Genomic DNA, 26,831 nt, shown 5'->3' with positions numbered 1-26,831 from the left:
CGCGCCCCGGGCGCTTGCCTGTGCAAAGCGACATAAACCGTTCGACGATGGCTGGCCGTAGTACAAAGAGCCGTTGGTCACGGTGTAGTGGGGATAGCGAAAGGGACATCTGCACCAAGTTCTTAACCCCGGCCATCGCAGGGGCCGGGTGGGATTTGCTGCCCTGACAACCGATGGTGTTCGAACCGGGGCCGGGGGGCGGGCGAACCGCCAGGCCGAAGCCCCCCTCCCCCAGTCACCGCCTCCGGTCGCAGTGGAAGTGCTGGACGTATCCCCAACTATATGACGATTTCGACAGGGCGAGAGATGCTGAATCAGGGCCAGGTAGGCGCATAAGCAAGATCATTATGTGCTTTTATTTCTTCTCAACCTGGCCCCGGCCAGGCTGATCATGCCGGTTGCGAACAGCAGCATGGTGGCGGGTGCGGGAACGGGCGCGGGGCCGTCACCGCCGATATCGATGCCGGCGATGGTCGCTCCGTCAAAGGCCATCCCGGTATCGTACGCCGTGTCGCCCCAGTTGACGACGCCGATCTGCAGGGCGTACATGCCGGGATCAGTGATGGTGTATGAGGCCTTGATCCAGTCGGTATATCCGCAGCCACCGGAAAAGCATGAGCCGGAAGAACCGCCGAGCGGGCTCCAGGAGGGGCCGCCGCCAATGATGGGGGTACTCGCGGGTTCCAGGGTGGCATTCAAGGCGGGCATGCCAAAACCGGGAACCGTGTCGCCGCCGGGGGTGGTGCGAGCGGTAAAGAGCAGGGCGTAGTCGTTTCCGGTGTCGTCAAGCAGTTTGGCCCAACCATAATCGGCGTACCCCGCCCCGTCCGAGGTGACGTAGTTGAAATAAAATTCGAGGAGATCGTTCGTTTCGGCGCTGAACAGCGGCGAACTGATGACCGAGCCGTTGGTTTCGCTACCCAGGCCCAGGCCAACGCCGGAGACTCCTCCATTGGTCGAAACCCAGCCGTACTGAGAATCGCCGGAAGGTGGAGCCGTGACCACGCCATTTGCGCCGAGACTGCCATAACTGCCGACGCCGCCCCAGCCGGTGATGTCGATGGCGTGGGCGGGATTGGCCAGCATGATACCGGCTAGCCATACTGCATGTACAAGCAACCTCTTTTTCATGGTGTGCCTCCTTATATTGAGTGTTGTTTAGTTGGGGCTGCCCGATACTACCTGGGCGCATGCAAAATATGCACCAGTGGTTTGTTCGTTTCAATTATCCAGCTGAAATAAGATGGAAAAAATGTTCAGAGAGTTTTGCTTGTGAAAGAATAAGATAAAAAAATGGGTTCCGGTTCCCGAATGCCGGACTCAAATAGTTCTTGAATCCGGATGAATAGGACGAATGGATTGGAAGGCAAGGGGCTTCCTTCGGCAAGAATTCCGCGATGACCTGAAGAAAATATGGGGAGTTTCCTGGAGTTCCTGGGAAGAAAATATGGAGAATTCCCGGGTTTCCCCTGGGTTTCTATGTTTTCTAGCGCAAAAGCGTCGGCTTTTGAGGGGCAAGTTGCACGGGGGATTCGGGGTATTCGCTGATGCTCCGTTTTTTTGCCAGGGTCGAGAAAAGCAGCCTCCTATCACCTCACCTATCACCATTTGGCACTGTAAAGCTCTTTTTTTGTCTTCATCCGGCGCTTTCGGCCAAGTGGGCAAAATTGCGCTTGACAGGTAATCCCATGCTGTGATGCCATGTCGATGGCTAATTGTTTTTCCATGTAAATTAAAAGCACTGGCAAAAAAATGGCTATTAGCTGGCCTGGGCTGCACCCTGTAAGCTCCATTTTCATGAATGAAATCCAAGATAAAGAGGTGAGTTATGGACGCTATACGCCAATTTTTTGAGCCTGTTGTGAGCACAATTGGAGAATATCTGCCAAGCCTTCTGGCCGCTCTTGTGGTGCTGGTTCTTGGTTGGCTGTTGATCGAGGTGATCTGCCGCAGCGTGGGCAAGCTACTGGGCCTGATCAAGCTGGATCAGCGCCTGCAAGGCGAGAAGGCGGAGCCAGCGGTCAAGATGGAAGGCATCCTGGTGCAAATCCTGCGCTACGTCCTGCTGATCTCCCTTTTCCTGCTGGTGCTGGATATCCTGGGCGTGACGGACGCCCTGGCCCCGGTCCGTGACATGTTCACCGCCTTTCTCAGCGCCATTCCCAATATCCTGGCCGCCATCCTGATTGGTGTTCTGGGTTATATCCTGGCGCAAATTGCCAGCAGCATGGTCACGCTGCTGTTCAAAGGGGTCGACAGGTTTAACACTCAACTGGGACTGGCCGAGGGCTTCAGCCTGTCGCGGTTGCTCGGGCAACTGGTTTTCATCATTATTTTCGTCCCGCTTCTCATCGTGGCTTTCGATGCCCTGCGGCTGGAGGCCATATCGGTTCCCGCCACCGCCATGCTCGAGGCTCTGATGCGGGCCATCCCCAATATCCTCGGGGCGGCGCTGATTCTGGTCGTGGCCTTTTTCATCGGCCGCTTCGTCGTCGGCATTATCGGCGATTTACTTAAAAACCTCGGCGCCGATGAGCTTCCGGCCAAGCTGGGAATCGATCAGGCATTCAGCGAAGAATTCACCTTTTCGAAACTGGTCGCCTATGTCGCCTTCATCTTCATCATGTTGGGCGCCGCCATTTCCGCCGTGGAAATGCTCGAACTGCAGCGGGTGTCTGACCTGCTGGCCCAGCTGACCCAGTTCGCCTTCCAGATAGCCCTGGGTGTGGTGGTCCTGGCCGTGGGCAGTTTCCTGGCCACCATTGCCTACCGAGCACTTCTGTCCGCCGGCACCAATGAGTTTCTGGCAATGCTGGCTCGGGTGGCAATAATCGGCCTGGTCGTTGCCATGGGCCTGCGGCAAATGGGGATCGCCGACGACATCGTGCGCCTGGCCTTTGGGCTGACCATCGGTAGCGTGGCTGTCGCTTTTGCCCTGGCGTTCGGTCTCGGCGGGCGTGAGGCCGCCGGCAAACAACTCGAGATCTGGTTCAAGAAGTTAAACAAGGAAGAGCAAAGCGGGGATTAACTTTCATAGGTCTTTCAACCTCCATACCTCGTAGGCCGGTTTCTCATATGTGTGGGCCCTTTTCAGGGCCCACACGGCCTCGCTGATAAGTTCGTCGGAGCACACCAGTTCCACCTTCAACTCCACCACCCGCGCCAGTTCCTCCACCCTGCCCGTGTGTGGGTTGGCGCCGGCCATGGGGCGAAACTGCTCGGGAACTCATGGCACAATTATTCAGCAAAATAAAAGGCCACTTTGCCTACTACGAGGCCCGGTCACGGTGACTACCGGATATTGCCCGCTCAGCTTTAAAATCAGTATCTTTCCTCCAATCCTCGTGTCACCCCCAGTGAGCGAAAACAGGCCTGGCCGGACCGGTTACGACGCCTCAGGTCCCAGTGCACGATTCCCTCACCGAAAACGATGAGAAAAAGCCCCGTGTACTGGGGGTGTTGCACACGAGCATAAACTCCATCGGTCATGAGCTTGCCGGCGCGGCGGGGGTGCCGAATAGTTGTTCCCACAGGTTGCCGCCCTGGGTCACCGCCCGGGGTTTGTAGTGGCTTGCCAGGGGAGGGTGGTGCCATGAACAATAACACAATTTTTATTGACATTTTATTATATTGACAAGCTGCTAATCCAACCCCCATAGTAAGGTCATTGGCTTTTTCCCTAGGGCCGTACGGAATATCGTTGTCGGGGTATCCTGAGTCAGGATCGAAGATGACGATATAAAGTCCTAACCACCTTAATGGGGGAAGTATTCGATGAAGAAAATTCTCTGCAACGCCCTGCTGTTTTTTCCGGTAACCATGTTGGGAGCGTTGCCGGCTTTGGTCGCCTTCATGCAAACCCTCTCCGATGGTTATCGGCCGCCCGCCAGATGGAAGTCACTGACAAGCGGCTGTGGCGGGTAGTCTTCCACTATGTGAGCAAGGCCATGGAGAAGCTTGACCTGCAAAGCCTCAAGGCCCTTGCCATGGACGAGACCAAGTCCCGGCGCCGGCACAAGTATGTCACCATCTTCATCGACCTGGACCGCTACCTGATTGGGGCGCCCATTCAGGGTTTACTCGTTTCCACATGAAACGTCGAGGAGCCGCAATTATATGGCTTAAGGTCTGGGGCAAAGCAGGGAATGGAAGCGAAAGGGACATCTGCGCCAAGTTCATTACCCCGGCCATCGAGCGGGCCGGGTGGGACTTGCAGCAAAGAGGAACAGAACATCTACAAACAACTCAAGGTTGACAGCCATGATATTTACGAGTAGCCTGCAAATATCATGGACAAAAAACGATTTGTTGCGGATAAAGTTAACAGCTTGCTCGAGATGTTTCCGGTGGTGGCGATCATCGGTCCCCGGCAATGCGGCAAATCAACCCTGGTCAGACGACTGCGGCCGGAGTGGCAGTACTACGATTTGGAAAGCCCGGATGATTACCAGTTGATCAGCAGTGACCCTGGGAGATTCTTGACGCTCCATCCCGGTGAGCTGATTTTTGACGAGGCCCAGCAATATCCGGAACTGTTCAGGACGCTGCGCGGGGCGATAGACGCCGACCGCGGCCGCAAGGGAAGATATCTGCTCACCGGTTCCAGTTCGCCGGAAATCGTCCGGGGCATAAGCGAAAGCCTGGCCGGCCGGATCGCGACCGTGGAGCTGTGGCCCTTCAAGCAAAGCGAATTCCAGGAAACGGGGATTCCCGACTGCTACCAGCGTCTTCTGGCAAAAAACGCTGACCCCCGCGATTTTCTAAACCTGAAGCCGGTACTGCCTTTGCCGGAAAGTCTGGAGATCTGGCGGCGCGGCGGTTTCCCCGAGCCGCTCATCGCCGGAGCCGAGCAGGAGGGCTTCTACCGGCAATGGATGGAAAATTATCTGATCAATTATGTCGGCCGCGACATCCGCCAGCTTTTCCCTCGCCTGAATGTCCATAACTTCCGCCGGTTCCTCACCCTGCTGGCCCAGTTTTCCGGCCATCAGCTCAATATGAGCGATATCGCCAGAACTCTCGAGGTCAGCGTTTCGACCGTCAAGGATTACCTGGATATCATTCACCAGACCTTTCTCTGGCGCAACCTGCCGCCCTACACTGGCAACCGCCTGAAAAAAGTGCAAAAGGCCAAAAAGGGTTTCTTCCGGGACCAGGGCCTGCTGCACTTCTTTCTCCGGATAAACGATCTGGATAGCCTGCTGCTCCATCCGGTTGCCGGTTTTTCTTTTGAAAGTTTCGTCACCGAGGAGATCATCCGGGGCCTGCAGGCGACCATGGCGACCCAACTGGAATTTTCCTATTACCGGACCATCGACCGCTCGGAGGTTGACCTGATCATCGAGGGCGATTTCGGCACGGTGCCGGTGGAAATCAAGCTTGGCTCGGTGGCTAAGAAGGCGGCCCTGCGCGGGTTGGAGAACTTTCTTGCCGATACCGGCAGCCCCTTCGGGATCGTGGTCAACAGCGGCAAAAGACCGGAGTTGCTGACGGAAAAGATCGTGCAGCTTCCGGTTAATTACCTTTAACCGCCATGTTAAAGTGGACCCATAAGTCAAGTTAGCAGCAGCAGACCGGGAATTTTTTGAAAATGGGCGTCCAGGGTGTAGAGGATGTTGCCGTGCTGCGTGGCGGAGGCGGCGATCCAGATGTCGTTGGTCGGAATCGGTTGGCCCTGGCGGCGCAACTGATCCAGGATGGCCGCGTAAAATTCCGCCGTGTCTTGATTGATGGGGTGCCGCGCAGGGCATGGGAATAGAGGAAACCTGTTTCAAGTTCCCCCTCTCGCCTTGCGGCCTGCTTGCCCTTTTTTTATTCAATGCGGGCCTTGGCCGTCTTAAGAGCAAGCTTCTTATCCCTGGTAAAAAGCCACCATCTCATTTTGCTGGAATGAATACCGGCTTTCTTGCCCTGGCCCCGGGCCCGATACCAGTGGCCGAAGCGTTCGACCGTGGCAAATCGGAAATTTTCATCTGCCTTGATCTCCTTCCTGTTTTTAACCGGGTTTGTGCTCGGCGGTCTTTCCCTATACAATGTGGCAAATGGTTCCCGGTTTCGTTGCCGGATCAGCCTGCCCATCCATGCCGTCCGGGGTTCACGCCATGCTCGATTATTCCGACAACCTCAAGTTTGTCATCTCCCTGCTGGCCATTGTCAACCCCATTGGCGCCCTCCCTATCTACATCAGCCTCACCGACGGCTACCGGCCGCAAGAGCGGGCCAGGATAATCCTGCTCACTTCCGTTGCCGTGGTGGCCATTCTGCTGGTGACCCTGCTCAGTGGTGAGTTGATCCTCCGTTTTTTCGGAATCTCCATTGACTCCTTCCAGGTCGGAGGCGGCCTTCTCCTGCTGCTCATGGCCATCTCCATGCTCCAGGCCAGGACCAGCCGCGTCGCCCATACCAGCGATGAGGCCGAGGAAACCGCCGATCGCGAGACCATCGCCGTGGTGCCTCTGGCCATTCCTCTGCTCTCCGGGCCGGGGGCCATCAGCGCGGTTATCGTTTATGCCGACAAGGCCAAGGAGCCGCTGGCCTATCTGATTACCAGCGCGGGCATTTTCATCATCGGCCTGTCCATCTTTCTTTCCCTGCTGGCCGCCCCCTTCATTGCCAGAAAGCTGGGCAGAACCGGGATCAACATCGTCACCCGGATCATGGGGTTGATCCTGGCGGCCATTGCCGTGGAGTTTATCACCACCGGCCTGAAGAACATCTTCCTGCCCCTGGCCTGACCTATAAGGAAGATGCCCCATTCTCTACGTGCCCCACAGCGTCGATAAGGGCGCCGCCCAGTATAATGCTTACGCATTCCGGTGCACGGCTGTCCAGCAAGGAGTTGGGCCGACTGGCCGGGACGTAGAACAAGGGGCGGGAACTGATTGCATTTTGGCCGCTCCTGGTTTTTACTGCCCCGCTGGGGGTAACCATATAGATGATGGACGGCCAGACCAAAAGACAACTCAGCGAAAGGGACATCTGCACCAAGTTCATCACCCCGGCCATTGAGCAGGCCGGTTGGGACTTGCTTCGGCAGGTGCGGGAAGATGTCTCCTTCACCGCCGGGCGGATTATCGTGCGGGGGCGGCTCCATGCCTGGGGGCAAAAGCGGCGGGCCGATTATGTGCTGGGCTTGCAGCCCAACCAGCCCATCGCCGTTATCGAAGCCAAGAAAATATGGGGATTGTCCCGAGTTTTCGACCGTTTTTGGGGTGGATTTTTTAGTTGACATGCTGGTCGGCAGCCGTTATTGACAAAAGTGTCGGCTTTTGAAGAGGTAAGTTGCACGGGGTATTCGCTGATGTCCCGTTTTTTGCCATGGTCGAGAAAAGCAACTTCCTATCACCCCTATCACCTCACCTTGTCAGGACGAGGTTTTATTTTTTCGTAAAATATTTCAACGAACCCATAAACCGAAAGGGGGAGCAATGAAAGAGACATCATCCATCGCCAAACTTATGGTGCTCATTCCACTCATCTTGGCCATCGCTGCCTGCAGTAGCGGCAGCAGCTCCTCGAAAGATCCCGTCACCAACGATTCCTTGGACGATCCCGTCATCATCGGTTCCCTGGTCGATACCATGACCCGGATAATTCCGACTACTGGCAGCAGCGGACCCATTTTCGCCGACTGGGAGAACTGGAATCCCAACACGGAGGGCGAGCAGAACTACCGCCTGCTCGGACGGATGTTCAACGAAGACGAAGGCAGCGCGCAGAGCATCTTCTTCGGGCCAGTGATGGTCGATGAAATCACCTCGGTGTTGAGCACCATCCTGCGAGAATCCGATCTGAAGATGGAGGCCGACGACGCGCCGAGGACCGACGAGATCGAAATCGATGAAGATGGTGAGAATATCACCTTGACGGTGGCCTGGCAAAGGGCTCCGGCATCGGTCTCCCTGCCGGACTGGACCGGACTCCCTGCCGTGACCGACTTCCAGATCGAGATTACGGTCTACGACGCGGATGGTGCGGATGGCAGCGAACAGAATACCACTATCTTCTACTTTCGTGACGCCGACGGCGACAAGCTCTTGGGGTTGTTTCCCTTTATTCCTGAAAATGAAGGTTTCGGACGCGAACTCGTCTATGCCGAACGTAGTTTCGTCGACGCCCAGGAAACCAAGGTGTGGTCGGGATACGCTGCCGAATACAAGGAGGCGAGCGAAGGCGCTGAAGTCACCTCGCTGTCCAACACCTATGTCGAACTGGACGACACCACCTTCCGTTTTGCCCAGAAGTTCAGCCAGGGGGGGAGAAGCTGGCTGGTATTCGGCGGCGGTGTGGGCGAGGAAGACAACAACGGCGATATGATCCCGGAAGAGAGCTACATGGCCGTCCGGATGATCGATGAGATCGACGATATCTTCTTGGATAATACGAGAGATGTGGAGGGAGAGGGATATACCGTGATCCTGTCCTATGCCGACTTTCTTGATGCGACGTATGACGGCGAAACCCTCTACGGTGGGGGTACCTATTCGTATCCGATCGATGATGCCACTCTGGCCTCTGGTACCCACCCCCCCTTCGCCGATCTCGTGAGGATCCCCAGCAGCGGCGAGATGGCCTGCATCTTCGCCACCGAGAATGACCTCGCGGACTTCGAATATCCGACCCTGGAAAACATCTTCCCCTGACGCCCTGCCGCTTCGAGCGGATGGGACGGAAAGGAGTCAACGCCGGGGCCTGCTCATGCAGGCCCCGGCGTTGTGATGGAACAAAACACGCCCGGGAGGGTCGAGCGTCAACTCGACCCTCCCGGGCGTGTTTCATGATAGGAGCGCGATGCGCATGATCCGGTGGCTTGTCGTGGTGGTGTTGGTGGTGGCGGTGGTGGTCGGCGGCACGCTGGCTTGGCGGCTGCTTGGCTTCATCGACCCGGCAACCCGAACCGATACCTGGACCTTCGCCTTCTATCTTGATGGCAACAACAACCTCTCCCGCCAACAACTGCAGAACCTGCGCGAGCTGATCGCGGGCCAGCCAGGATTGGAAGGGGTCAACATCGTCGTGGCCATTGACATCGGCCGGGGGCGAAGCCGCTTGTTGCTGCGGCCCTTTTCCGGCCGACGGGTGTTCGAGATCGACGGGCGCTCGTATCACGAGACGGTGTCCAGCTCCCTCTCCGTTGAACTGCCCGATGTCGGCACCCACGATCCTGAACGGATGCGGGCCTTCTTCGCCTTCGTGCGCGAGCGCTATCCGGCCACCCATCACGCGGTGGTCTTCACCGGCCACGGCTACGGTCCTTTCGGAGCAGACCTGGAGTTGCCCTCCGAGTACGGTCGGCCCTTCACGGCCGAGGCCATGCGGGAGGGACTGCGCGATCACCGGGTGGATCTGCTCGTCCTCGACATGTGCCTGATGGCCGACACCGCCGGCATCGCCACCCTGAAGGATCGCACCGACTTCCTGGTGGTGCAGCAGGGGCGTTATCCTTCCGGAGCCCAGGATTACACCCTGCTCTTACAGAACCTCTCCGAATTGGAGGAGCGCAGCCCGGCGGCGGTGGCCGAGGTCGCCTTCACCTCGGCCGCCACGGCCTTGCGCCGGGGGCATCCGCTGGGGGCCACCGCTTTGCTGCGCACCGGTCCGGAGTTGGATGCCATGCTGGAGCGGGTGGATACACACCTCAGCGATCCCACACACCGTGCGGCTGTGCTGGGGGACGACCTCCACCGGCTCGGCAGCTTCGGAGTGCCTTTCCGCAGCATGGTCGACATCGCCGCCGTGGTCGCCCACATCAACGCCTCCGACGACCGGCCGCCCCTGGAGTTGGATCGCGTCATCCTGCGGCTCGCGAGCAAACGCGAGGCGATGCACGGGTTGTCGGTGTTCCTGCCCGACGAGCGCTGATCAGACGGAGATGAGGCCCGAACGGAAGGCGGCCACCACCGCCGCCGGGTCGGGATTCTCCACCGTCTCGCCTTGGAGGTAGCGGCGGTACCGGACCACCCGGAGGGTGCCTGGCGCCTGACCACCATCGACTTCCGGCCAGGCCAAAAAACAACTCAGCGGAAGGGACATCTGCACCAAGTTCATCACCCCGGCCATCGAAGGGGCCGGGTGGGACTTGCTGCGGCAGGTGCGGGAAGAGGTCTCCTTTACCGCCGGGCGGATCATCGTGCGGGGGCGGCTCCATGCCCGGGGGCGCAAGCGGCGGGCCGATTATGTGTTGGGCTTGCAGCCCAACCAGCCCATCGCCGTTATCGAAGCCAAGAGCTTCAGCGGGAAGTTTATTTTTCGCCGGCCAGCATTAGGGCTTTGGCAAGTAGTTCGTCAGACAGGTAGTAGCGGTGCTTTTCGCCTCCGGGGTGAGGTTCGATACGTGCAACCAACCGGGCACTTCGTAACCGCCCGGTCGCAGCCATTCCTGGTCAACCGCAGGTGGAATTGCCACTGTTTGACAGAGTTTTCCCAGGATCCACAAACACCCCGCTTTTTCGAGCAGTATCAAGGGACTTGTGTCGGCTACCGCCTTCATGCCGATTTTTCCAGCATTGCGATCTCGTTTTCCAGTTCGTCGGGCGACATCCGGATGTAAGGTATTCCTTTCTTGCCGGCATACCGGATAAACTCAAAGCGATCCATCTCCAGGATGTCGGCGGCCTTGCCGGCGGAAATTCTCCCTTCCCGATATAATTCGAGCACGGCGGCTTCTTTAATTACATCGGCATTGTCCTGATAAGTTGCCGCCAGTGCATCCAACACCTCGGACGGAAATGATATTTCCACGGTTCTCAACGGCATCGCATATCTCCCTTGGCAGGTAAAAAGATGGCCTTCCACAAGTGCTTGTCCTTGTAATACTACTTAGTCGGTTCGCGACTGTCCAGCAAGTAGTTGGGAGGGCTGGTCATAATGGGACGAGGGGCTGGAACTGATTGCATTTTGGCCGCTCCTGGTTTTTGCTGCCCCGATGGGGGTAACCAGTAGATGATTGACGGCCAGGCCAAAAGACAACTCAGCGAAAGGGACATCTGCACCAAGTTCATCACCCCGGCCATCGAGCAGGCCGGGTGGGACTTGCTGCGGCAGGTGCGGGAAGAGGTCTCCTTTACCGCCGGGCGGATCATCGTGCGGGGAAGGCTCCATGCCCGGGGGAAAAAGCGGCGGGCCGATTATGTGTTGAGCTTGCAGCCCAACCAGCCCATCGCCGTTATCGAAGCCAAGGACAACAACCACACCTTAGGCGACGGCATGCAGCAGGCCCTGGCCTACGCCGAGGTCCTGGATGTCCCCTTCGTCTTCAGCAGCAACGGCGACGGCTTTCTCTTCCACGACCGCACCGGCCTGAGTGGCCAGACCGAAACCACCCTGGCCCTGAATGAGTTCCCCGCACCCCAAACCCTATGGGAACTCTACTGCCGCCACCACGGCCTGGCCGACCCCGCCAGCCGCCGCATCGTCGAACAACCCTATTACGACGACGGCTCCGGCCGCACCCCCCGCTACTACCAGGTCAACGCCGTCAACCGCACGGTGGAAGCCGTTGTCAAGGGCCAGAACCGCATCCTGCTGGTGATGGCCACCGGCACCGGCAAGACCTACACCGCCTTCCAGATCATCTGGCGGCTCTGGAAGGCCCGGCGCAAAATCTGGACAAGGACCTCCAGGGCTGGCGCCCCACCCAAGGCCAGACCGACAAGCACGGCCAACTGATCGAAGACCGCATCTACAACCAAAAAGATTTCGACCGCCGCCTGGTCCTGGAACAGCGCACCATCACGGTGGCGACCAAGGTCAGCGAGTTGCTCACCCAAACCGACCCCATGCAGAAAACCATCATCTTCTGTGAGGATATCGACCACGCCGAACGGCAGCCTAAGGTGAAGAATTTCATCCTGACAACCGAAGAAGTCCAGAGAGGCAAAGCGAGCAACCTGCAAGAGGCCTTGCATGCACTGGACGGACACGGCGGCGGTTTACCATAACCCGGCCAGCGGCATGGTTATCTACAAATCCAAGCCGACCCCGTCGCGCAGTAAAGGCGGCCGCAGGAACTTCCAGGTCTTCAGCGCCACCGAGTTCATCGCCGCCATCACCCAGCACATCCCGGAGAAGTCGTTCCAACTGGTGCGCTACTACGGCTGGTACTCGAACCGGGGCCGGGGGGTAGGGCAAACCGCCAGGCCGATGCCGCCGCCCAGTCTCCACCCCCAGCGCCGGCCCCCTGGTTCACTGCGGCGAAGCGGTGCCGCTGACCATGGTCGGGGAAGGGATCAGGGTGGACAGGATCACCGCCTTCGATGAGGTGGCGGTGGCCGGCGGCGCCCTGGGCACGGTCCGGGGCGGAGAGCTGATGGCCCTGGTGATCAACGCCCTGGACCGGGCCAAACTGGTGGGCCTGCGCGACCACCCCGCCGACCTGCCCTACTGGCCTGGCCCCTGTGAAGCATTCAAGTTAGAAGGGTAACACTGAGCAGAAGCAAACAGCGGGATGAAAATTAACCGATGAACAACGGTAAACCATATGAAACCGGGGTCATCCACGGCCGTTTCCAGGTGCTGCACAACGACCACCGGCGCTATCTGCTGGCCGGGGCCGAACTGTGCCGTCACCTGGTGGTGGGCATTACCAACCCGGACCCGGGACTGACCAAGGATGACCCCACCGACCCGGAACGCAGCCAACCGGCGGCCAACCCCCTGACCTACTTCGAGCGCTACCAACTGGTACGGGCGGTGCTGGTGGCGGCGGGTCGGCCGGAAAACACCTTCTCGGTGGTGCCCCTGCCCATCAACCGGCCCGAGCTTTACCGCCATTACGTGCCGCTCGACGCCGTCTTCCTGCTCAGCATCTACGACGACTGGGGCCGCAAAAAGCTGGCCACCTTCCGGCAACTGGGCCTTAAAACCCACATCTTATGGGAAGTCAGCCCGGCGGAAAAGGGCCTGAGCGCCGTCGACATCCGTCAGCTGATAATGGAAGGTAAGCCATGGGAACATTTGTTGCCGCCGATCGCCGCCGAGCTGCTCAAGCAATGGCAACTGCCCGCCCGCCTGGCCGCTGTTACTCGGTCTGCGACAAAGGATTGATGTGGACAACTCCGGCAAACCGCTTGAACCGGAAAGTTGATCTCTAATGATAATCGGCCCCGAAAACGCCGGAAATCAATGCAGATGAAGTCGCAAAAAGTCCGTCCATGGACTTCTTGCGAAGTCATCAAGGCAGGGAGATGGCCACATACCCCTTCTGGCCAAAACCCATGGCCGAAAGGAAGGTATTGCCCACCGTGTTGACTCCGGGCATCATCTTGCCCGGCTCCAAGGGCACCCGGCCCATGGCGATGTAGCAGGCCTCCAGGCGGACTCCCGGCCGCTCCTGCAACTCCTGCAGGCGACGCTGCACGTCGGCGGCGCCGGCCCGCTGCTCGGCCGGCACCATGGCCAAATCAGCGGCCAGCAGCCGGACCGCCCCGCCACGGAAGGCCAGGACCATTTCCGGGGTTACCCCCTGGCGCACCATATCCTCATAGGTGGTGACCACCACCCCCAACCGCCCGGCCAGGCGGTAAGCATCGGCGATGGTTATATCCCAGAAAATACGCCCGGTCTCCACCCCCGTCAAAGCCACCCGGTCATCGGGGCGGTCGCTTTGACCCTTGCCGGCTGCGGCCGGCCCGGATCCCGCCGCCGGCCCGGCCGCGACCGCCAGCAACACGGCAACCACCATGACCCCAAACCATCCAAACCGCACCTTAGCTTTTCTATCCACCATTTCCCTCCCGGTTGTGCCGTTGATCAATAACTGCAGTCTACCGCAAAACTATGACGGCGCAAAGCACAGAGGGATATAAAAACAACTTCAGCGGCTGACCCGGGAGAAACGCAGCAGCCGGGAAATGCGGTCGATGATGATGGTTAAAGCAATGATCATCATCAGATAGGTGGCGGCTTTTTCAAAGCGGAACCATTCGAAGTTGAAACTGAACTGGAACCCCAGGCCGCCGGCGCCGACGATGCCCAGGACCACGGCGGTGCGGACATTGGCTTCGAACTGGAAAAAGGAATAGGTCAGCCAGTCGCGCCAGGCCACCGGTACCGCCACCAGGCCGAAACAAGCGGCCCGCGAACCGCTGAAAGACTGCTCGAAGCGGCGATAGGGGATATTGTCGATGCTTTCGCTGAACACCCGCACCAGCACTCCGGTGCTGTGGATGGCGATGGCCATCATTCCAGCCAGCAGCCCCGGCCCGAAAAAAGAGATAAAGAGGAAGGCCCACATTACCTCCGGCACCCCCCGGGAGATCAGGCCGGTGAGCCGGGCGATCACCATCTGCAGACGCCGGAGCAATTTCAGCCACCAGGGCGGGCTTTCGCCCGTGAAATGGCTGGATTCCCACATAAAGGAGAAGGAATGCGGATAACTGAGCAGGCCGGCCGCCGCTACCCCCAGCAAGGTGCCCACCAGGGCCATGGCCAAAGGCACGGCGGCGGACTTGATTACCCGCCAGCCGAACCAGTGGCTCAACTCCTCTTCCCAGGCCCGCCAGGCCGCCGGTCGCCAGGCCGAGAGCGGGCCATATTCGGCAAAAAGATTAACGCTGGTGCCCGCCGCCCGCCGGGCTTCCACCTCGTCGGCATCACCGATCCCCACGGCCGCCAGATCAATTTCCGGTTGCAGCATCCGCTCAAAAAAACTGATATTGCGCCAGGCCTCGCCGGAAACCAGTTCCACCGCCGGCAGCAGAAAGTTGCGGCGCTCCTGACCCGGCGGGGCATTGTTGCCCCAGCCCATGAACCAGAACGACCAGCCGACAATGGCCAGGGCCACCCCCACCGCCACATAGCTGCGAGCCAGCTGTCGAAAAAGCGAACCTGTACGGACCGCCCGGGGGTGGTTAGAATCGCTGCGCAACTGACGGCGAATAAAGTTACTCACCAGGTCGGCACTCAACGTCAGGGCCAGGGTAAAGAGCAGCAGGGTGGTCACCTTGGACCAGGCCCCAAACTGGATCTGATACCAGATATCGGAACCAAGGCCTCCACCCCCAACCGCCCCGATCACCGCCGCGTTGCGGATGGCGCATTCGGCCCGCATCAGGGTAAAACTTTGCACGCTGCGAGCCGCCAGGGGGCCGATTCCGTAAAAAAGGGCCGTCAGCCGCCCGGCGCCGCTGGCCCGCACCTGTTCGTATGATTTCTCATCCACCGAATCCCACAGCTCACTGTATATCTTGGCCAGGATACCGGTGATGTTGAGCGCCAGCGCCAGGGCCCCGGTGAGCGGCCCCAACCCGATGATGGCCACCAGAATCACCGCCCAGACGAAATCTGGCACCGCCCGCAGCACATCCTGGATGATCCGGCACAGGGAGCAAAAGAGCGCCGCCGGCCGTCGCAGGGGGAAATCCCGCCGCCAGCCTTTAAGGTTTTCTTCGCCCACGCTCACCGCCCGGGATGACCCCAACGCCAGCAGAATCGCCGCGATGATGGCGAGAAAGGTGCCGATCACCGCCGCCGACAAGGTCTGCAGGGTCAGGGCCCAACTGTGGCGGAGAAATTCGGGGCTGAAATCGGGGTGACGAAAGGCGGCCATCCATGACCACATACGTCCCAAAGCCAAACGGCGCTGGTCGGGATCGGTGAGGGAGGAAAAATCCCATTCCACGGCGGTGAAGGCGGCCACCAGCAGAACGGCGATGGTGAAGATGGCGGCCCAGACTCCCCAGGGCCGTTTGTCACCTTCCGGTGAAAAAGGGGGGGCTGCCGGCGGCCGATGGGTAGTGGCCACATTACAGGTTATGGGTGGTTGGGTCCGCATGGCAGATCGGCACCGGATTCAGTTTACCGTCTGCTCGACGCCGGCCGCCGCCGGGACTTGATGTGGCCCTGCCACTGCCTCCATCTGATCAGCAGCCCCGACACCGCCGGCCGGTTCGGCGATATTTTCGCCCTTCCGGCCCTCTTCCAGATGCAGGCTCTGATACTCGGTGCCGTACAATTCCCGCAATAAATCATGACTTAAGGCGGCAGGCGGTCCCTGCCAGAAAAGCCGACCATCTTTCAAGGCCAGCAGCCGCTGAAAGTGACCCTGCAACAACTCCAGGGTATGCAGGTTGACCAGCAGCGTATTGCCCAGTGAGGTGGCAATGGAGGCCAACAGCTCGATAATTTCCCGGCCCAGGCGGATGTCAAGCTGGCTTACCGGCTCATCGGCCAGCATGATTTTGGGTTGCTGCACCAGCAGCCGGGCCAGGGCCACCCGCTGCTGCTGCCCGCCGGAGAGTTCCCCCGGCATGGCCCAGAGCCGATCGGCCAGTTCGACCCGCGCTAAAGCCGCCCGGGCCGTCGGCAGATCCTGGGGCCAGAGCAGGGACAGCAGGGCCCGGGGCAGACTCCAGCGACCCAACTTGCCCATCAGCACATTATGGACCACCCGTAACTGGGGAATCAGGTTATCGGACTGGTAGAGCACCCCGATCTCCCGCCGCAGCCGCCGCAAGCGCCGCCCGTGCAAGCCGGTGCAGTCTTGTCCGAAAACCTCGACGGAGCCGCCGTCGGGCTGCAGCACGGCGCACAGCAGCCGAAAGAGGGTGGTCTTACCGGCCCCGGAAGGACCGATAATGGCCACCCGCTCGCCGGCGGCGATGGTGAAGGAGATATCGGCAAGCACCCGCTGGCCGCCAAAATCCTTGTTCACCCCTCGAACCCTGAAGGCCGGGGGGGTGGGGAGTACCGAAGAGGATGAATCAGTTGCCAATGTCCACCCCGGACTTGAGCAGTTCGACATAACCCATCCACTCGCTGATGTCGGCATCGACAAAACCCTCGGACTTGAGGTAACCCAGGGCCTGGCGCCCTTCTTCCGATTCATGCAGGCCCAGCAGGGCGGCATGGATTTGGTCGATGGTTTCCCGGCCAAGGCTTGCGCGGGTGGCAAAGCAGTAGTTGGTGAACTTGGGGGTGGTGTAAATGATGGGGGCTTTGGCCTGGAGTTCAGCGGAAGCCCGATCGTAAGGGGGCTGCCCCAGGCCGCCCAGGTGAAATTCCCCGTTGGCCACCTTCTGCAGCACCACGTCGTGACTGCCGCTGTAGGCCACGGTGCGGAACACCTGCTCCGGGCGCTTGCCGCTTTGGTCGGCAAAAAAGTTGCGAGGCATCAGATGACTGGAGGTGCTGCTCTTGCTGCCGAAGGTGAAGGTCCAGTTTTTGCCGGCGGCCATTTCGGCCAGTTCCTTGAGGTCGCTGACCGGGCCGATGCCGGCCTCGGCGTTGGCAATGAAGTAGCTGATAAATTCCTTGTCGATATCGCGAGCCGCCACCACTTCCAGTTCATCGCCCATCATCAGATAGGCCTGGGCGGTGGTCACGGCGCCGAACCAGGCCAACTGGGCCCGACCGGTGGCCAAGGCGGTAACCGTGGCGGCATAGTTTTCCACGTGGACGTATTCGGTGGGAATACCGGTGGCGGCCTCAATATGGCGGGCGATCAGTCCAAAAAACTCCCGCATGTTCTCGGCGCTGTCGTCGGGGATGGCGACGATGGTGATTTTATCCGGCGCCTGGGCCGCCGAAACCGACAACGGGGTAAAAATCAAGGCCATAACAGCCAGGGCCATAGTCAGGACCAGGGAATCGAAAAATTTTTGTCGCATTACTGTTCTCCTTGTGCTTGCCAGCAGGTTGTAAAATTGACCGTAATCATGCAAACCGTACGCCGCCGGGACTTCGCCACCAGGCGACTCATGCCGCCACTCAAAGGCAGTCTGCAGTACGGTTACGCCCCTCGAAAGTCGTGGACTATAGCAAACAAAAAGAAAACAGGTCCAACAGGTAATTATAATTATTAACCACCTTTATCATCGATAAAAACAATTACATGGATCAATTAAATTTATCAACCTAGCTGCCGGTACTCGCGCCAGACCCTGATTTTATTTTTCCCGTCAAGGGTGCGGTCCGCCATGTCGGCGGGGAGCAACTCCTCTTTGCCCACCGCAAGCTGGCGCTGAAAAGCCTCAATCGCCGCGATGTCCTCGCGATCTTAAGATAAGTCAGAAAGTTGAGGTAGAAGGTAAACCCTGGGAACAGCTGCTCCCGCCGGCCGCCGCCGAGCTGCTCAAGCAGTGGCGACTGCCCGCTCGCCTGGCCGCCCTACGATAACAAAACCGGGGGGCCAATCCGTTTGACAACGGGCCGGCCGCTTGTTCTAATGAGCCGGCAACGTTAAAAAGCACCCGGAGGCGCGCATGGTTTTTTCCCGATACCTTCCCCTGCTGTTTGGCGGGCTGGTGCTGGCCCTGCTGGCACTTTCCCCCCTGCCCGGTCAGAGCCGGGACGGGCGCGAACTGGCGCTGGAGCCGGACCAACTGGTGGAGGTCGAGGTGGCCACGGTGGCCATCGCCGACAACGGCTCGCCGGTGGTGCTGTTGCGTGAACCCCACGCCAACGAGGTGGTGCCCATCTTCATCGGCCCGGAGCAGGCCCTGGCCATCAGCCAGGCCTTGCGGGGAGCGGCCATGCCGCGCCCCATGACCCACGATCTGCTGCTCAACGTTGTCGCTACCCTGGATGCCCAACTGCTGCGGGTTTACATCGACGACCTGCGCGACAACACCTTTTACGGGATGCTGGAACTGGCCGTATCGGGGCGCGACCAACCCCTGCATATCGACTCCCGCCCCAGCGATGCCCTGGCCCTGGCCGTCCGCGCCGGCGCCGGCATCCTCATCGTCCCCAAAGTGCTGCAGATAGCCCGGACCATCCAGTACCGGGGGCTGGAGCACGAGGTGGTTACCGCGCTCGGGATCACCGTCAACCAGGTTACCAAGGAGTTGCAGGCCGCCCTCTCGCTGCCGGACAACCAGGGCGTGCTGGTCAGCAACGTCACCGGCCCGGCCGGCGAGGCCGGGTTGCGCCCCGGCGCCCTGATCACCGAGGTCAACGAACAGACCCCGACCAACCCCATGGAGTTTCTGGAACTGGTCCGCGCCACCCCGGAGGGGAAAAAGGCGGCCATGGCCTACTGGCAGGACGGACAGCAGCACCGGCTGGAACTCTCCACCGAGGTTCCGGCCCCGCGCCCGCCGAGGCAACGGAGCAGCCCCGGCATCACGCTTTATCATCCTGCGCCGCTTTTTCAAGTATGACCGCAAGCTGCTGGGCAAGCTCTGCCGCTCTACCAACCAGAGCCTGCTCAAGTTTTTCCGCACCGCAACCGGCCTGAAGAGCGGAGCCCTGGGGGCGGTCATGGCGATCCAGACCTTCGGCGACTATGCCCGCTGGCACCCTCATGTCCATGTCCTGCTGGCCGACGGCCTGTTCCGGGAGAGCGGCGTTTTTTACGTGATGCCGAAAGTGGACCTCGCGCCATTGGCCGAAATGTTCCGGGCCAAGGTACTGGCGATGCTCAAGAAGGAAGGCCGGATCGATGATGCCCTGATCGCCAAGCTGCTTACCTGGCGGCACAACTCCGGTTTTTCGGTGCATAACGGGGTCCGGCTGGCCCGCTATGACGAGGCCGGCCGGGAGGCCCTGGCCCAGCACATCCCGGAGAAGTCATTCCAACTGGTGCGCTACTACGGCTGGTATTCGAACCGGGGCCGGGGGGTAGGGCAAACCGCCAGGCCGATGCTGCCGCCCAGTCTCCACCCCCGGCCGAGGTGGAAGTGCTGAACGTATCCGACTACCGACCCCGCAAGATTCCGTCCCCGACCTGGCGGGAGTGCATCAAGAAGGTCTGGGAAGTTGACCCGCTCGCCTGCCCCAAGTGCGGCGGGGAGATGAAGATCATCAGCTTCAGTATGAAGAGCCGTTGGTCACGGTGTAGCAGGGGGGTAGGGACTGGGGCCTGTTTTTTGCGAGGGGATTCAGGCGGCTGGTGTGGTGCATGCTCTTTTGCCGGTCGCTGGCGCAAAATGCGGGGATCTTCCGAAATCAGGCTGTTTTGGGGGTGGATTTTTTCGTCGACATGCCGAACGGCAGCCGTTATTGACAAAAGCATCGGCTTTTGAGGGGCAAGTTGCACGGGGTATTCGCTGATGCCCCGTTTTTTTGCCAGGGTCGAGAAAAGCAAGCAACTTCCTATCACCATCACCTATCACCTCACCTATCACCATCACCCTCACCTATCACCTATCACCCTCACCCACCCATCACCCACCTCACCTAACGAGTCATTGCCCGAAACTCTGCATCATGGCAGCCACCTCCGCCGCCCGCCAGATTGACACCTCGCTGCGGCGCTGGTTTTCCTCGCCGCCGTACACCAGGGCCGAGGCTGCGGGAGGGGTGAGAGAGGCTGCGGCGAAGGTTTTAAGGCCCTTGAAATAATCGCCGCTGATGGTCGCCCCGGCTTTGATCTCGACGGGAAACACCTCCGGGCCGCCGGCCAGCAGCAGGTCCACCTCGTTGCCCCGAACATCCCGCCAGAAGTAAAGATTGCTCCTTTTACCACGGTTGTAGCGGTATTTCAGGGCCTCAACCACCACCATATTTTCAAAGAGGTTGCCTTTAAGAGGGTGGCGGTTGATATGCAGTTCGCTCTCCGCGCCCAGCAGGTACGATGCCAGCCCCACATCATAAAAATAGAGCTTGGGAGTTTTTACCTGCCGCTTGGAGATATTGACGTGCCAGGGTTGCAGCAGAAACACCACGTAACTGGCTTCCAGCAGGGTCAGCCAGTTGCGGGCGGTGGTATGGGAAATGCCGGTATCGTTGCCCAGGCTTTGCAGGTTGAGCAGTTGCCCGACGCGACCGGCGCAGAGGCGGACGAATTTTTCAAACAGGGCCAGGTCCTTGATCGCCATCAGTCGGCGAATATCGCGCTCGACATAGGTTTCCATGTAGTCGCCCATGGTCCGGGTCGGATCGAGGCCGGCGTCATAAATGCGGGGATAAAAGCCGGTAAACAGGGCGTTGTCGATTCCGCTTTCGATGCCCGCCAGGGCAAGTTCCTCCATGCTCAACGGCAGCAGCTTCAGCAGAGTGGTCCGCCCCGCCAGGGACTGGGTAATGGTGTTCATCACCTCGAACTGCTGGCTGCCGATAAGGATGTAGCGCCCCGGCTCCCGACTTTCATCGACCAGCGGCTGCAGGTAGGAAGTGAGTTCGGGCACCCGTTGCACCTCATCCAGAATCACCCCGCCGGGATATGAGGCCAGAAACCCCCGAGGGTCGGTGCGGGCGAATTCGCGGACACCGGGCGTCTCCAGGTTGACATAGGCATAATCCGGAAACACCGCCCGGCAGAGGGTGGTTTTGCCGCTTTGCCGAGGCCCGGTCACGGTGACCACCGGATATTGCCCGGCCAGCTTTTTAAGGGTCGGCTGGAGAATTCGAGTAATCATCAACCCTCGATAATTGAAAATAGGGAAATCTGAAACTCAAACTTTCACATTTCCCGAATTGAAGAGCGGAATGAACATCTTTCTTGATGTATTGTAAAGCTCGAGGGTTGACCAATCGCCAGCCTGGTAATCTGGACTGGGCAGGCCGTGCGGTCAGGTCTAGACGGAACAAGCAGCGGGAACTTATTGCATTTTGGCCGCTGCTGGTTTTTATTGCCCCCAGGGGGTAACAAGTAGATGATGGACGGCCGGGCCAAAAGAGAACTCAGCGAAAGAGACATCTGCACCAAGTTCATCACCCCGGCCATCGAAGGGGCCGGGTGGGACTTGCTGCGGCAGGTGCGGAAAGAGGTCTCCTTCACCGGTAAGACCTACACCGCCTTCCAGATCATCTGGCGGCTCTGGAAGGCCCGGCGCAAAAAGCGCATCCTCTTCCTGGCCGACCGCAACATCCTGATCGACCAGACCAAAAGCAACGACTTCAAACCCTTCGGCCAGGCCATGGCCAAGGTCAGCCACCAGTGCATGCTCTTTTGCCGGTCGCTGGCGTAAATGCGTGCAACTTCTGGAAACAGGCCGTTTTGGGGTGGTTTTTTCGTTGACATGCCGGTCGGCAGCCGTTATTGACAAAAACGTCGGCTTTTGGGGGGCAAGTTGCACAAGGTGTTCGGGGTATTCGCTGATGCCCCGTTTTTTGCCAGGGCTGGAAAAAGCAACTTCCTATCACCACCTCACCCACCCATTCAAGGCGAATTGGAGGAAAATATGCGTAAAGATACAGTTGTTTATACATCGCCTTTAGATGCCTTGGTGGCGGTTACCAAGCGGTTGAGCTCTTATGAAAGTCAACGCAATATGGATTCGGAAGAATTTTTCAATCGTTATAACCGCGGAGAGCTTGGCGATGAACTTGATTTCGTGGAATGGGCCAACGATTACCGGCACTACCTGGAATTGCGGCGCCAACTCAGCAACGAACTAAAAAATGCTGCATAAAGAGCTGGCGGAATACCTGTCTTTGGTTGAAAAGACCGTTGTCGACTGTCAGCAGGCCTATGTTGAGCGGTATCTTGAAGAAGTCCTTACGCCATCACGGGTTAATCTGCGAATCAGAGTTCGTTTTGATCAAGGTGCCCTGCTTGAGATCAACGAATCGGTGGTAGTTAAAAACGACCGGCTTTCGTCCCTCGATTACCGCTACCACTGTCAGGATGAGCAGAACCGGCTGGTGTTCCGTTATGACAGCACCCCTCATTTTCCCGCAATATCGAGCTTTCCCCACCATAAGCATTTGCCCGAAGGCGTTATCGCCACTGCGAAACCTGGTATCTGGCAGGTTTTCCAGGAAGTGAAGGAATTCGTTGGCCTTTGTGCTCGGCGCTGAAAATTGGTTTTGCGGTACCGACAATAACCGTAAAACGACTTAGTCGTTTCACGGCTGTCCAGCAAGTAATTGGGCGGGCAGGCCGACAAGGAGTTGGGCCGACGGGCCGAGACGGAACGAAGGGCTGGAACTGATTGCATTTTGGCCGCTCCTGGTTTTTATTGCCCCGAGGGGGTAACAAGTAGATGATGGACGGCCGGGCCAAAAGAGAACTCAGCGAAAGAGGCATCTGCACCAAGTTCATCACCCCGGCCATCGAAGGGGCTGGGTGGGACTTGCTGCGGCAGGTGCGGAAAGAGGTCTCCTTCACCGGCAAGACCTACACCGCCTTCCAGATCATCTGGCGGCTCTGGAAGGCCCGGCGCAAAAAGCGCATCCTCTTCCTGGCCGACCGCAACATCCTGATCGACCAGACCAAAAGCAACGTCTTCAAGCCCTTCGGCCAGGCCATGGCCAAGGTCTTTACACCTACTCCCTGAAACAGGGTATCGAAGACGGCATAGAAAATATGGGGAGTGCCCCGGGATTCAACAGGGGAAGCGGTCACGGGGCTCAAGAAAACCACTGTTGAACGTGCCCCTGCAAGGAACTCAGATCAAAGGACCTGACTTCCACATAAAGGCCGGTAACCTCGAAAAACCAGAGAATCTCCTCGTCGCTGAGTAACGGTTCCACTCCGGCATCAAAGAGCACCGCTTTACTGTAACGCCCCAAGTTGAGGCGGGTATCAACTTCATCCCAGCCCATGGCCTCCATGATGGACGGCCAGGCCCGGAGCCACCCCGGTGTCAGCACGAAGGCCCCTTCGTTCTCCGCCTCAGTCTTCCGCGGTCCCAGCAGGGCATCCAGGCAATTGTCCGCATTCAGGCAGGAGGCACGGTGTTTTTTTAACTTTTCACCATGGCAGGTGTCACGTCGCACGGGACCTCCAGAGAGCTGGCAATGGAGGAAAAACTGGTGAACAGCTCCATGATCATGGCGGTTTCGTTGAGTTCTTCTTCGGTGGCCCCGGCCATCATGGCCATGGTCTTGTGGGCCAGGTGACAGTACTGGCAGTTGGTCATCACGGCGACCACCATGGCGATGAGTTCCTTGGTCTTGCGGTCCAGGGCCCCCTCCTTCAGCATGATCTGTTTAACCCGGACCCAGTTGTTTAAGGCCCAGTCCGGATCAACGGCCGCCTGGGCCTTGAAGAAGTTGGGTACCATACCGAACTTGGACCGAATCTCGTCGTAGAGTTCTGCCGTTTTTCCCGTGGCCTGTTCTTCTTCCAGCATTTTGCATTCCATCTTTGGTTGTCTCCCGGTGTATTTGTTTTAATGTAAGCGATCACGGGGCACCACATCTTGCGGCGATCGAGCCGGCTCACGTACTGATGCACGCATCGCCGACTCGCTTGCCGCAACCTGCGGCACCCCGTGACCGCTTACTCCATGATGAACCCCGTGATCACTTACGTTTTAATGATTGTCGCCGACTGGGCGCGCTTGGTAATTCTTTGCCTGGCGTTGCCGGCCAGGGCGGTCGGCGGGATGTTGCCAGGCCTTATCAGTCATCATATCCTCCTGGCAATTTTCCCATCGTATCCGGTCTTCCGGTCAGACCAGCAAGTTTTCCCGGAGTCTTCCTTTGTAGATCGCGTAGCGGTGTGTTTCTACGGCCATCATGGTTTCCCGGCCCGAAAATTCCGCCAGGCCGTACTGACAGAGAAAAAGATGACCGGCCCGCAGCCTGGTGTTGGTCGTCTCTTCTACACTCCTGATCAGTTCCAGCGGCCATTGCTTACTTCGGGTCCAGGCCATGTCGCCCAGCAGCCGCAGACGTCCGGGGGCCGAGGCGGCGATTTGGGCTATATACGCCGCCAGCTCGGCCGGAGTTTCCCGGCCCCCGTCATGATACAACCGCTGGCGATCCATGAACGCCATGACCTCCAGGCCGTCCCGTTCCAGGGTCCGCCAGAGGACCTCCCGGCTCCGATCCGGGGCGATCACCAGTACGGTCTCCCCCTTCTCCAGTCCCTGCCGAACATAGGAGGCCTGGAGCCCCAGCGCCTCCTCGTCGTCAAAATAGAGGTGGGTCAGATGTGCCCCGTCGGGCACCTCGATGCCGGCAAAACCCAGGGAGACCCGGCCGGATTCATCCGCCGTCCCGCCGGCCCCAGCCCCGTCGACCCCGCCGGCAAGATACTGCTGCAGATCTTGCCGGCGGAAGCGGCGCTCGCGCTTTTTACCCAGACGATAACAGTTGAGCGCGCCGGTGTTGGTCCAACGCCGGATGGTCATTTCCGAAACGTTCAACAATGCCGCCGCCTCTTTAACATTCAACAACTTGTCCATCATCTCAGCTCTGGTCCATGGGAATCAGCAGCATGCAGCCAGTCATCCGGAGTTGTTCATCATCGGAGGCCAGGCAGGTATCTCTGACAAGCCTGAGTACTTTGCCGGCCACACTCTTTTGCCAGAACCAGCGGTTAAACTCGGCCTTCGAATGACCCGGTAATCTCCCGCCATTCCCTCGAAGGGACGATCACTGCGCCGATGGAGCCCGGCCATGGAGATAATCGCCACCCGGCGGCGCGCCAAAGAAGGGCTGGTAACCCGGGGGTGGTCGTTAAATGTGGGGCAGGGAAGTGAAACCAAATGTGAACGCATGGATTCCGGTAGTTCTGCAAGTCTGACCATGATGGCTCCTCCCCATTAAATGTTAACTTGTTTTATACATTCCTATACAATGCTATACACGGACCGTCGTGTCAATCCCAAAAAATGAGGAGCTTTCCGCCCAAAGTAAGACGGTGGGCCGAGACGGAACAAGAGGCGGGAACTGATTGCATTTTGGCCGCTACTGGTTTTTACTGCCCAGATGGGGGTAACCAGTAGATGATGGGCAGCGCAACCAAAAAACAACTCAGCGAACGGGACATCTGCAGCAAGTTCATCACCCCGGCCATCGAGCAGGCCGGGTGGGACTTGCTGCGGCAGGTGCGGGAAGAGGTCTCCTTTTCCCACCCCTGAAACCCTCTGGGAACTCTACTGCCGCCACCACGGCCTGGCCGACCCCGCCAGCCGCCGCATCGTCGAACAACCGTACTACGACGACGGCTCCGGCCGCACCCCCCGCTACTACCAGGTCAACGCCGTCAACCGCACGGTGGAAGCCGTGGCCCGCGGCCAGAACCGCATCCTGCTGGTGATGGCCACCGGCACCGGCAAAACCTACACCGCCTTCCAGATCATCTGGCGGCTCTGGAAGGCCCGGCGCAAAAAGCGCATCCTCTTCCTGGCCGACCGCAACATTCTGATCGACCAGACCAAAAGCAACGACTTCAAGCCCTTCGGCCAGGCCATGACCAAGGTCAGCCACCGCACGGTGGACAAGTCCTACGAGATCTACCTCTCGCTCTACCAGGCGGTCACCGGCAGCGAAGAGGAACAGAACATCTACAAACAGTTCTCGCCGGACTTCTTCGACCTGGTGATCATCGACGAATGCCACCGGGGCAGCGCGGCGGCGGATTCCGCCTGGCGGGCGATCCTGGAATATTTTTCCTCGGCCACCCACATCGGCCTCACCGCCACCCCCAAGGAGACCAAAGAAGTCTCCAACATCGACTACTTCGGCGAACCGGTTTACACCTACTCCCTGAAACAGGGGATCGAAGACGGCTTCCTGGCCCCCTACAAGGTGATCCGGGTCGATCTGGACAAGGACCTCCAGGGCTGGCGCCCCACCCAAGGCCAGACCGACAAGCACGGCCAACTCATCGAAGACCGCATCTACAACCAAAAAGACTTCGACCGCCGCCTGGTCCTGGAACAGCGCACCATCACGGTGGCGGCCAAGGTCAGCGAGTTGCTCACCCAGACCGACCCCATGCAGAAAACCATCATCTTCTGCGAAGATATCGACCACGCCGAACGGATGCGCCAGGCCCTGGTCAACCTCAACCCGGAGCGGGTGCGGGAAAACCGCAAGTACGTGATGCGGATCACCGGCGACGAACTGGAAGGCGAGAAGGAACAGTACGATATTTCAAGGCAGCCTAAGGTGAAGAATTTCATCCTGACAACCGAAGAAGTCCAGAGAGGCAAAGCGAGCAACCTGCAAGAGGCCTTGCATGCACTGGACGGACACGGCGGCGGTTTACC

General features: G+C 59.1%; 28 protein-coding genes and 8 pseudogenes. 19 read left to right on the top strand and 17 right to left on the bottom strand.

The window, feature by feature from the left end; genetic code table 11:
• Window positions 1-345: 345 nt before the first annotated feature.
• Together P0N66_RS03810 and P0N66_RS03805 are read right to left on the bottom strand one after the other, a co-directional pair.
• Window positions 346-1,131 carry an NF038132 family protein gene (locus tag P0N66_RS03810; RefSeq protein ID WP_275802666.1) on the bottom strand — a complete coding sequence of 262 codons (786 nt, stop codon included), beginning with the start codon at window positions 1,129-1,131 and terminating at the stop codon, window positions 346-348.
• 470 nt (window positions 1,132-1,601) lie between these two features.
• A complete protein-coding gene (locus tag P0N66_RS03805; protein WP_275802665.1) occupies window positions 1,602-1,799 on the bottom strand; it encodes a hypothetical protein in 198 nt (65 codons plus the stop codon).
• 62 nt (window positions 1,800-1,861) lie between these two features.
• On the opposite strand from P0N66_RS03805, the gene P0N66_RS03800 reads away from it, so the two are divergent.
• A complete protein-coding gene (locus P0N66_RS03800; RefSeq protein WP_275802664.1) occupies window positions 1,862-3,028 on the top strand; it encodes a mechanosensitive ion channel in 1,167 nt (388 codons plus the stop codon).
• A 3-nt stretch (window positions 3,029-3,031) separates the two neighbouring features.
• Here the strand turns inward: P0N66_RS03800 and P0N66_RS03795 are convergent, their stop codons facing one another.
• Window positions 3,032-3,205: a hypothetical protein gene (locus P0N66_RS03795; protein ID WP_275802663.1), complete on the bottom strand. Its 174-nt coding sequence runs from the start codon at window positions 3,203-3,205 to the stop codon at window positions 3,032-3,034.
• Between the two features lie 685 nt (window positions 3,206-3,890).
• Between P0N66_RS03795 and P0N66_RS03790 the strand changes: the two genes are divergently transcribed.
• Together P0N66_RS03790 and P0N66_RS03785 are read left to right on the top strand one after the other, a co-directional pair.
• Window positions 3,891-4,094 carry a hypothetical protein gene (locus P0N66_RS03790; protein ID WP_275802662.1) on the top strand — a complete coding sequence of 68 codons (204 nt, stop codon included), beginning with the start codon at window positions 3,891-3,893 and terminating at the stop codon, window positions 4,092-4,094.
• A 243-nt stretch (window positions 4,095-4,337) separates the two neighbouring features.
• Window positions 4,338-5,528 (top strand): ATP-binding protein, encoded by a 1,191-nt coding sequence (locus P0N66_RS03785; RefSeq protein ID WP_275802968.1) that lies wholly within the window; start codon window positions 4,338-4,340, stop codon window positions 5,526-5,528.
• Between the two features lie 26 nt (window positions 5,529-5,554).
• Here the strand turns inward: P0N66_RS03785 and P0N66_RS03780 are convergent, their stop codons facing one another.
• Together P0N66_RS03780 and P0N66_RS03775 are read right to left on the bottom strand one after the other, a co-directional pair.
• On the bottom strand, window positions 5,555-5,686 hold the full coding sequence (locus P0N66_RS03780; RefSeq protein ID WP_275802661.1) for a PIN domain-containing protein: 132 nt from the start codon (window positions 5,684-5,686) through the stop codon (window positions 5,555-5,557).
• Window positions 5,687-5,811: 125 nt separating this feature from the next.
• On the bottom strand, window positions 5,812-6,078 hold the full coding sequence (locus tag P0N66_RS03775; protein ID WP_275802660.1) for a hypothetical protein: 267 nt from the start codon (window positions 6,076-6,078) through the stop codon (window positions 5,812-5,814).
• A gap of 23 nt (window positions 6,079-6,101) precedes the next feature.
• Here P0N66_RS03775 and P0N66_RS03770 point away from each other — a divergent pair, with 23 nt between their 5' ends.
• The 5 genes and pseudogenes from P0N66_RS03770 to P0N66_RS12870 form a co-directional block, all read left to right on the top strand.
• Window positions 6,102-6,734: a YchE family NAAT transporter gene (locus tag P0N66_RS03770; protein ID WP_275802659.1), complete on the top strand. Its 633-nt coding sequence runs from the start codon at window positions 6,102-6,104 to the stop codon at window positions 6,732-6,734.
• 203 nt (window positions 6,735-6,937) lie between these two features.
• A pseudogene (locus P0N66_RS03765) lies at window positions 6,938-7,171 on the top strand (hypothetical protein); the annotation flags it as partial.
• A gap of 256 nt (window positions 7,172-7,427) precedes the next feature.
• A complete protein-coding gene (locus P0N66_RS03760; protein ID WP_275802657.1) occupies window positions 7,428-8,642 on the top strand; it encodes a hypothetical protein in 1,215 nt (404 codons plus the stop codon).
• A 154-nt stretch (window positions 8,643-8,796) separates the two neighbouring features.
• Window positions 8,797-9,861: a clostripain-related cysteine peptidase gene (locus tag P0N66_RS03755; RefSeq protein WP_275802656.1), complete on the top strand. Its 1,065-nt coding sequence runs from the start codon at window positions 8,797-8,799 to the stop codon at window positions 9,859-9,861.
• A gap of 169 nt (window positions 9,862-10,030) precedes the next feature.
• A pseudogene (locus P0N66_RS12870) lies at window positions 10,031-10,225 on the top strand (hypothetical protein); the annotation flags it as partial.
• Window positions 10,226-10,261: 36 nt separating this feature from the next.
• Here the strand turns inward: P0N66_RS12870 and P0N66_RS12965 are convergent.
• Together P0N66_RS12965 and P0N66_RS03745 are read right to left on the bottom strand one after the other, a co-directional pair.
• Entirely contained in the window at window positions 10,262-10,489 is a 228-nt protein-coding gene (locus P0N66_RS12965; protein ID WP_489667344.1) for a PIN domain-containing protein, read from the bottom strand.
• Window positions 10,486-10,794, bottom strand: a complete 309-nt coding sequence (locus tag P0N66_RS03745) for a UPF0175 family protein (RefSeq protein ID WP_275802654.1) — start codon at window positions 10,792-10,794, stop codon at window positions 10,486-10,488. The genes P0N66_RS12965 and P0N66_RS03745 overlap by 4 nt, the downstream gene beginning before the upstream one ends.
• Window positions 10,795-10,941: 147 nt before the next feature.
• On the opposite strand from P0N66_RS03745, the pseudogene P0N66_RS03740 reads away from it, so the two are divergent.
• The 4 genes and pseudogenes from P0N66_RS03740 to P0N66_RS03720 all read left to right on the top strand — a co-directional run.
• Window positions 10,942-11,825: pseudogene (locus P0N66_RS03740) on the top strand (DEAD/DEAH box helicase family protein); the annotation flags it as partial.
• A 79-nt stretch (window positions 11,826-11,904) separates the two neighbouring features.
• Window positions 11,905-12,258 (top strand): transposase, encoded by a 354-nt coding sequence (locus tag P0N66_RS03730; RefSeq protein WP_275802651.1) that lies wholly within the window; start codon window positions 11,905-11,907, stop codon window positions 12,256-12,258.
• Window positions 12,233-12,421 (top strand): hypothetical protein, encoded by a 189-nt coding sequence (locus tag P0N66_RS03725; RefSeq protein ID WP_275802650.1) that lies wholly within the window; start codon window positions 12,233-12,235, stop codon window positions 12,419-12,421. The genes P0N66_RS03730 and P0N66_RS03725 overlap by 26 nt, the downstream gene beginning before the upstream one ends.
• A 38-nt stretch (window positions 12,422-12,459) precedes the next feature.
• The gene (locus P0N66_RS03720; RefSeq protein ID WP_275802649.1) at window positions 12,460-13,044 is read left to right on the top strand and encodes a nucleotidyl transferase family protein; all 585 of its coding nucleotides are present in this window, start codon (window positions 12,460-12,462) and stop codon (window positions 13,042-13,044) included.
• A 127-nt stretch (window positions 13,045-13,171) separates the two neighbouring features.
• Here the strand turns inward: P0N66_RS03720 and P0N66_RS03715 are convergent, their stop codons facing one another.
• The 4 genes from P0N66_RS03715 to phnD all read right to left on the bottom strand — a co-directional run bounded on the left by P0N66_RS03715 (window position 13,172) and on the right by phnD (window position 17,606).
• Window positions 13,172-13,726: a hypothetical protein gene (locus tag P0N66_RS03715; RefSeq protein ID WP_275802648.1), complete on the bottom strand. Its 555-nt coding sequence runs from the start codon at window positions 13,724-13,726 to the stop codon at window positions 13,172-13,174.
• A gap of 87 nt (window positions 13,727-13,813) precedes the next feature.
• Window positions 13,814-15,772 (bottom strand): PhnE/PtxC family ABC transporter permease, encoded by a 1,959-nt coding sequence (locus tag P0N66_RS03710; RefSeq protein WP_275802647.1) that lies wholly within the window; start codon window positions 15,770-15,772, stop codon window positions 13,814-13,816.
• 18 nt (window positions 15,773-15,790) lie between these two features.
• Window positions 15,791-16,651: a phosphonate ABC transporter ATP-binding protein gene (locus tag P0N66_RS03705; RefSeq protein WP_275802646.1), complete on the bottom strand. Its 861-nt coding sequence runs from the start codon at window positions 16,649-16,651 to the stop codon at window positions 15,791-15,793.
• A gap of 49 nt (window positions 16,652-16,700) precedes the next feature.
• Window positions 16,701-17,606 carry a phosphate/phosphite/phosphonate ABC transporter substrate-binding protein gene (phnD, locus tag P0N66_RS03700; RefSeq protein WP_275802645.1) on the bottom strand — a complete coding sequence of 302 codons (906 nt, stop codon included), beginning with the start codon at window positions 17,604-17,606 and terminating at the stop codon, window positions 16,701-16,703.
• A 594-nt stretch (window positions 17,607-18,200) separates the two neighbouring features.
• Here phnD and P0N66_RS03695 point away from each other — a divergent pair.
• Window positions 18,201-19,100, top strand: a complete 900-nt coding sequence (locus P0N66_RS03695) for a bifunctional nuclease domain-containing protein (RefSeq protein ID WP_275802644.1) — start codon at window positions 18,201-18,203, stop codon at window positions 19,098-19,100.
• A 100-nt stretch (window positions 19,101-19,200) separates the two neighbouring features.
• Window positions 19,201-19,626 (top strand): transposase, encoded by a 426-nt coding sequence (locus P0N66_RS03690; RefSeq protein WP_275802643.1) that lies wholly within the window; start codon window positions 19,201-19,203, stop codon window positions 19,624-19,626.
• Window positions 19,627-20,126: 500 nt separating this feature from the next.
• Here P0N66_RS03690 and P0N66_RS03685 read toward each other — a convergent pair whose 3' ends face one another.
• On the bottom strand, window positions 20,127-21,299 hold the full coding sequence (locus tag P0N66_RS03685; protein WP_275802642.1) for an ATP-binding protein: 1,173 nt from the start codon (window positions 21,297-21,299) through the stop codon (window positions 20,127-20,129).
• Between the two features lie 360 nt (window positions 21,300-21,659).
• On the opposite strand from P0N66_RS03685, the pseudogene P0N66_RS12865 reads away from it, so the two are divergent.
• The 4 genes and pseudogenes from P0N66_RS12865 to P0N66_RS12860 form a co-directional block, all read left to right on the top strand.
• Window positions 21,660-21,815, top strand: a pseudogene (locus P0N66_RS12865) (DEAD/DEAH box helicase family protein); the annotation flags it as partial.
• Between the two features lie 249 nt (window positions 21,816-22,064).
• On the top strand, window positions 22,065-22,295 hold the full coding sequence (gene tumA / locus P0N66_RS03675; protein ID WP_431190007.1) for an antitoxin TumA: 231 nt from the start codon (window positions 22,065-22,067) through the stop codon (window positions 22,293-22,295).
• A complete protein-coding gene (tumE, locus tag P0N66_RS03670) occupies window positions 22,285-22,683 on the top strand; it encodes a toxin TumE (RefSeq protein ID WP_275802639.1) in 399 nt (132 codons plus the stop codon). Before tumA ends, tumE begins: the two co-directional genes overlap by 11 nt.
• 308 nt (window positions 22,684-22,991) lie before the next feature.
• Window positions 22,992-23,144: pseudogene (locus tag P0N66_RS12860) on the top strand (DEAD/DEAH box helicase family protein); the annotation flags it as partial.
• A 91-nt stretch (window positions 23,145-23,235) separates the two neighbouring features.
• Here the strand turns inward: P0N66_RS12860 and P0N66_RS03660 are convergent.
• The 5 genes and pseudogenes from P0N66_RS03660 to P0N66_RS03645 all read right to left on the bottom strand — a co-directional run.
• Entirely contained in the window at window positions 23,236-23,604 is a 369-nt protein-coding gene (locus tag P0N66_RS03660; RefSeq protein WP_275802637.1) for a DUF1638 domain-containing protein, read from the bottom strand.
• A complete protein-coding gene (locus P0N66_RS03655) occupies window positions 23,571-23,972 on the bottom strand; it encodes a carboxymuconolactone decarboxylase family protein (RefSeq protein WP_275802636.1) in 402 nt (133 codons plus the stop codon). The genes P0N66_RS03660 and P0N66_RS03655 overlap by 34 nt, the downstream gene beginning before the upstream one ends.
• Before the next feature lie 33 nt (window positions 23,973-24,005).
• A pseudogene (locus P0N66_RS12855) lies at window positions 24,006-24,119 on the bottom strand (EF-P lysine aminoacylase GenX); the annotation flags it as partial.
• Window positions 24,120-24,281: 162 nt separating this feature from the next.
• On the bottom strand, window positions 24,282-25,022 hold the full coding sequence (locus P0N66_RS03650) for an MEDS domain-containing protein (protein ID WP_275802635.1): 741 nt from the start codon (window positions 25,020-25,022) through the stop codon (window positions 24,282-24,284).
• A gap of 147 nt (window positions 25,023-25,169) precedes the next feature.
• Window positions 25,170-25,364 (bottom strand): annotated as a pseudogene (locus tag P0N66_RS03645) (selenoprotein B); the annotation flags it as partial.
• Between the two features lie 198 nt (window positions 25,365-25,562).
• Between P0N66_RS03645 and hsdR the strand changes: the two are divergent.
• Window positions 25,563-26,831, top strand: a pseudogene (gene hsdR / locus P0N66_RS03635) (EcoAI/FtnUII family type I restriction enzme subunit R); the annotation flags it as partial.

Source organism: Desulfurivibrio dismutans (assembly GCF_029210385.1).
GTDB classification, from domain to species: Bacteria; Desulfobacterota; Desulfobulbia; order Desulfobulbales; family Desulfurivibrionaceae; genus Desulfurivibrio; species Desulfurivibrio dismutans.
Note: the sequence above shows the minus strand (reverse complement) of the source record. Positions and strands in the feature narration are given on the sequence as shown.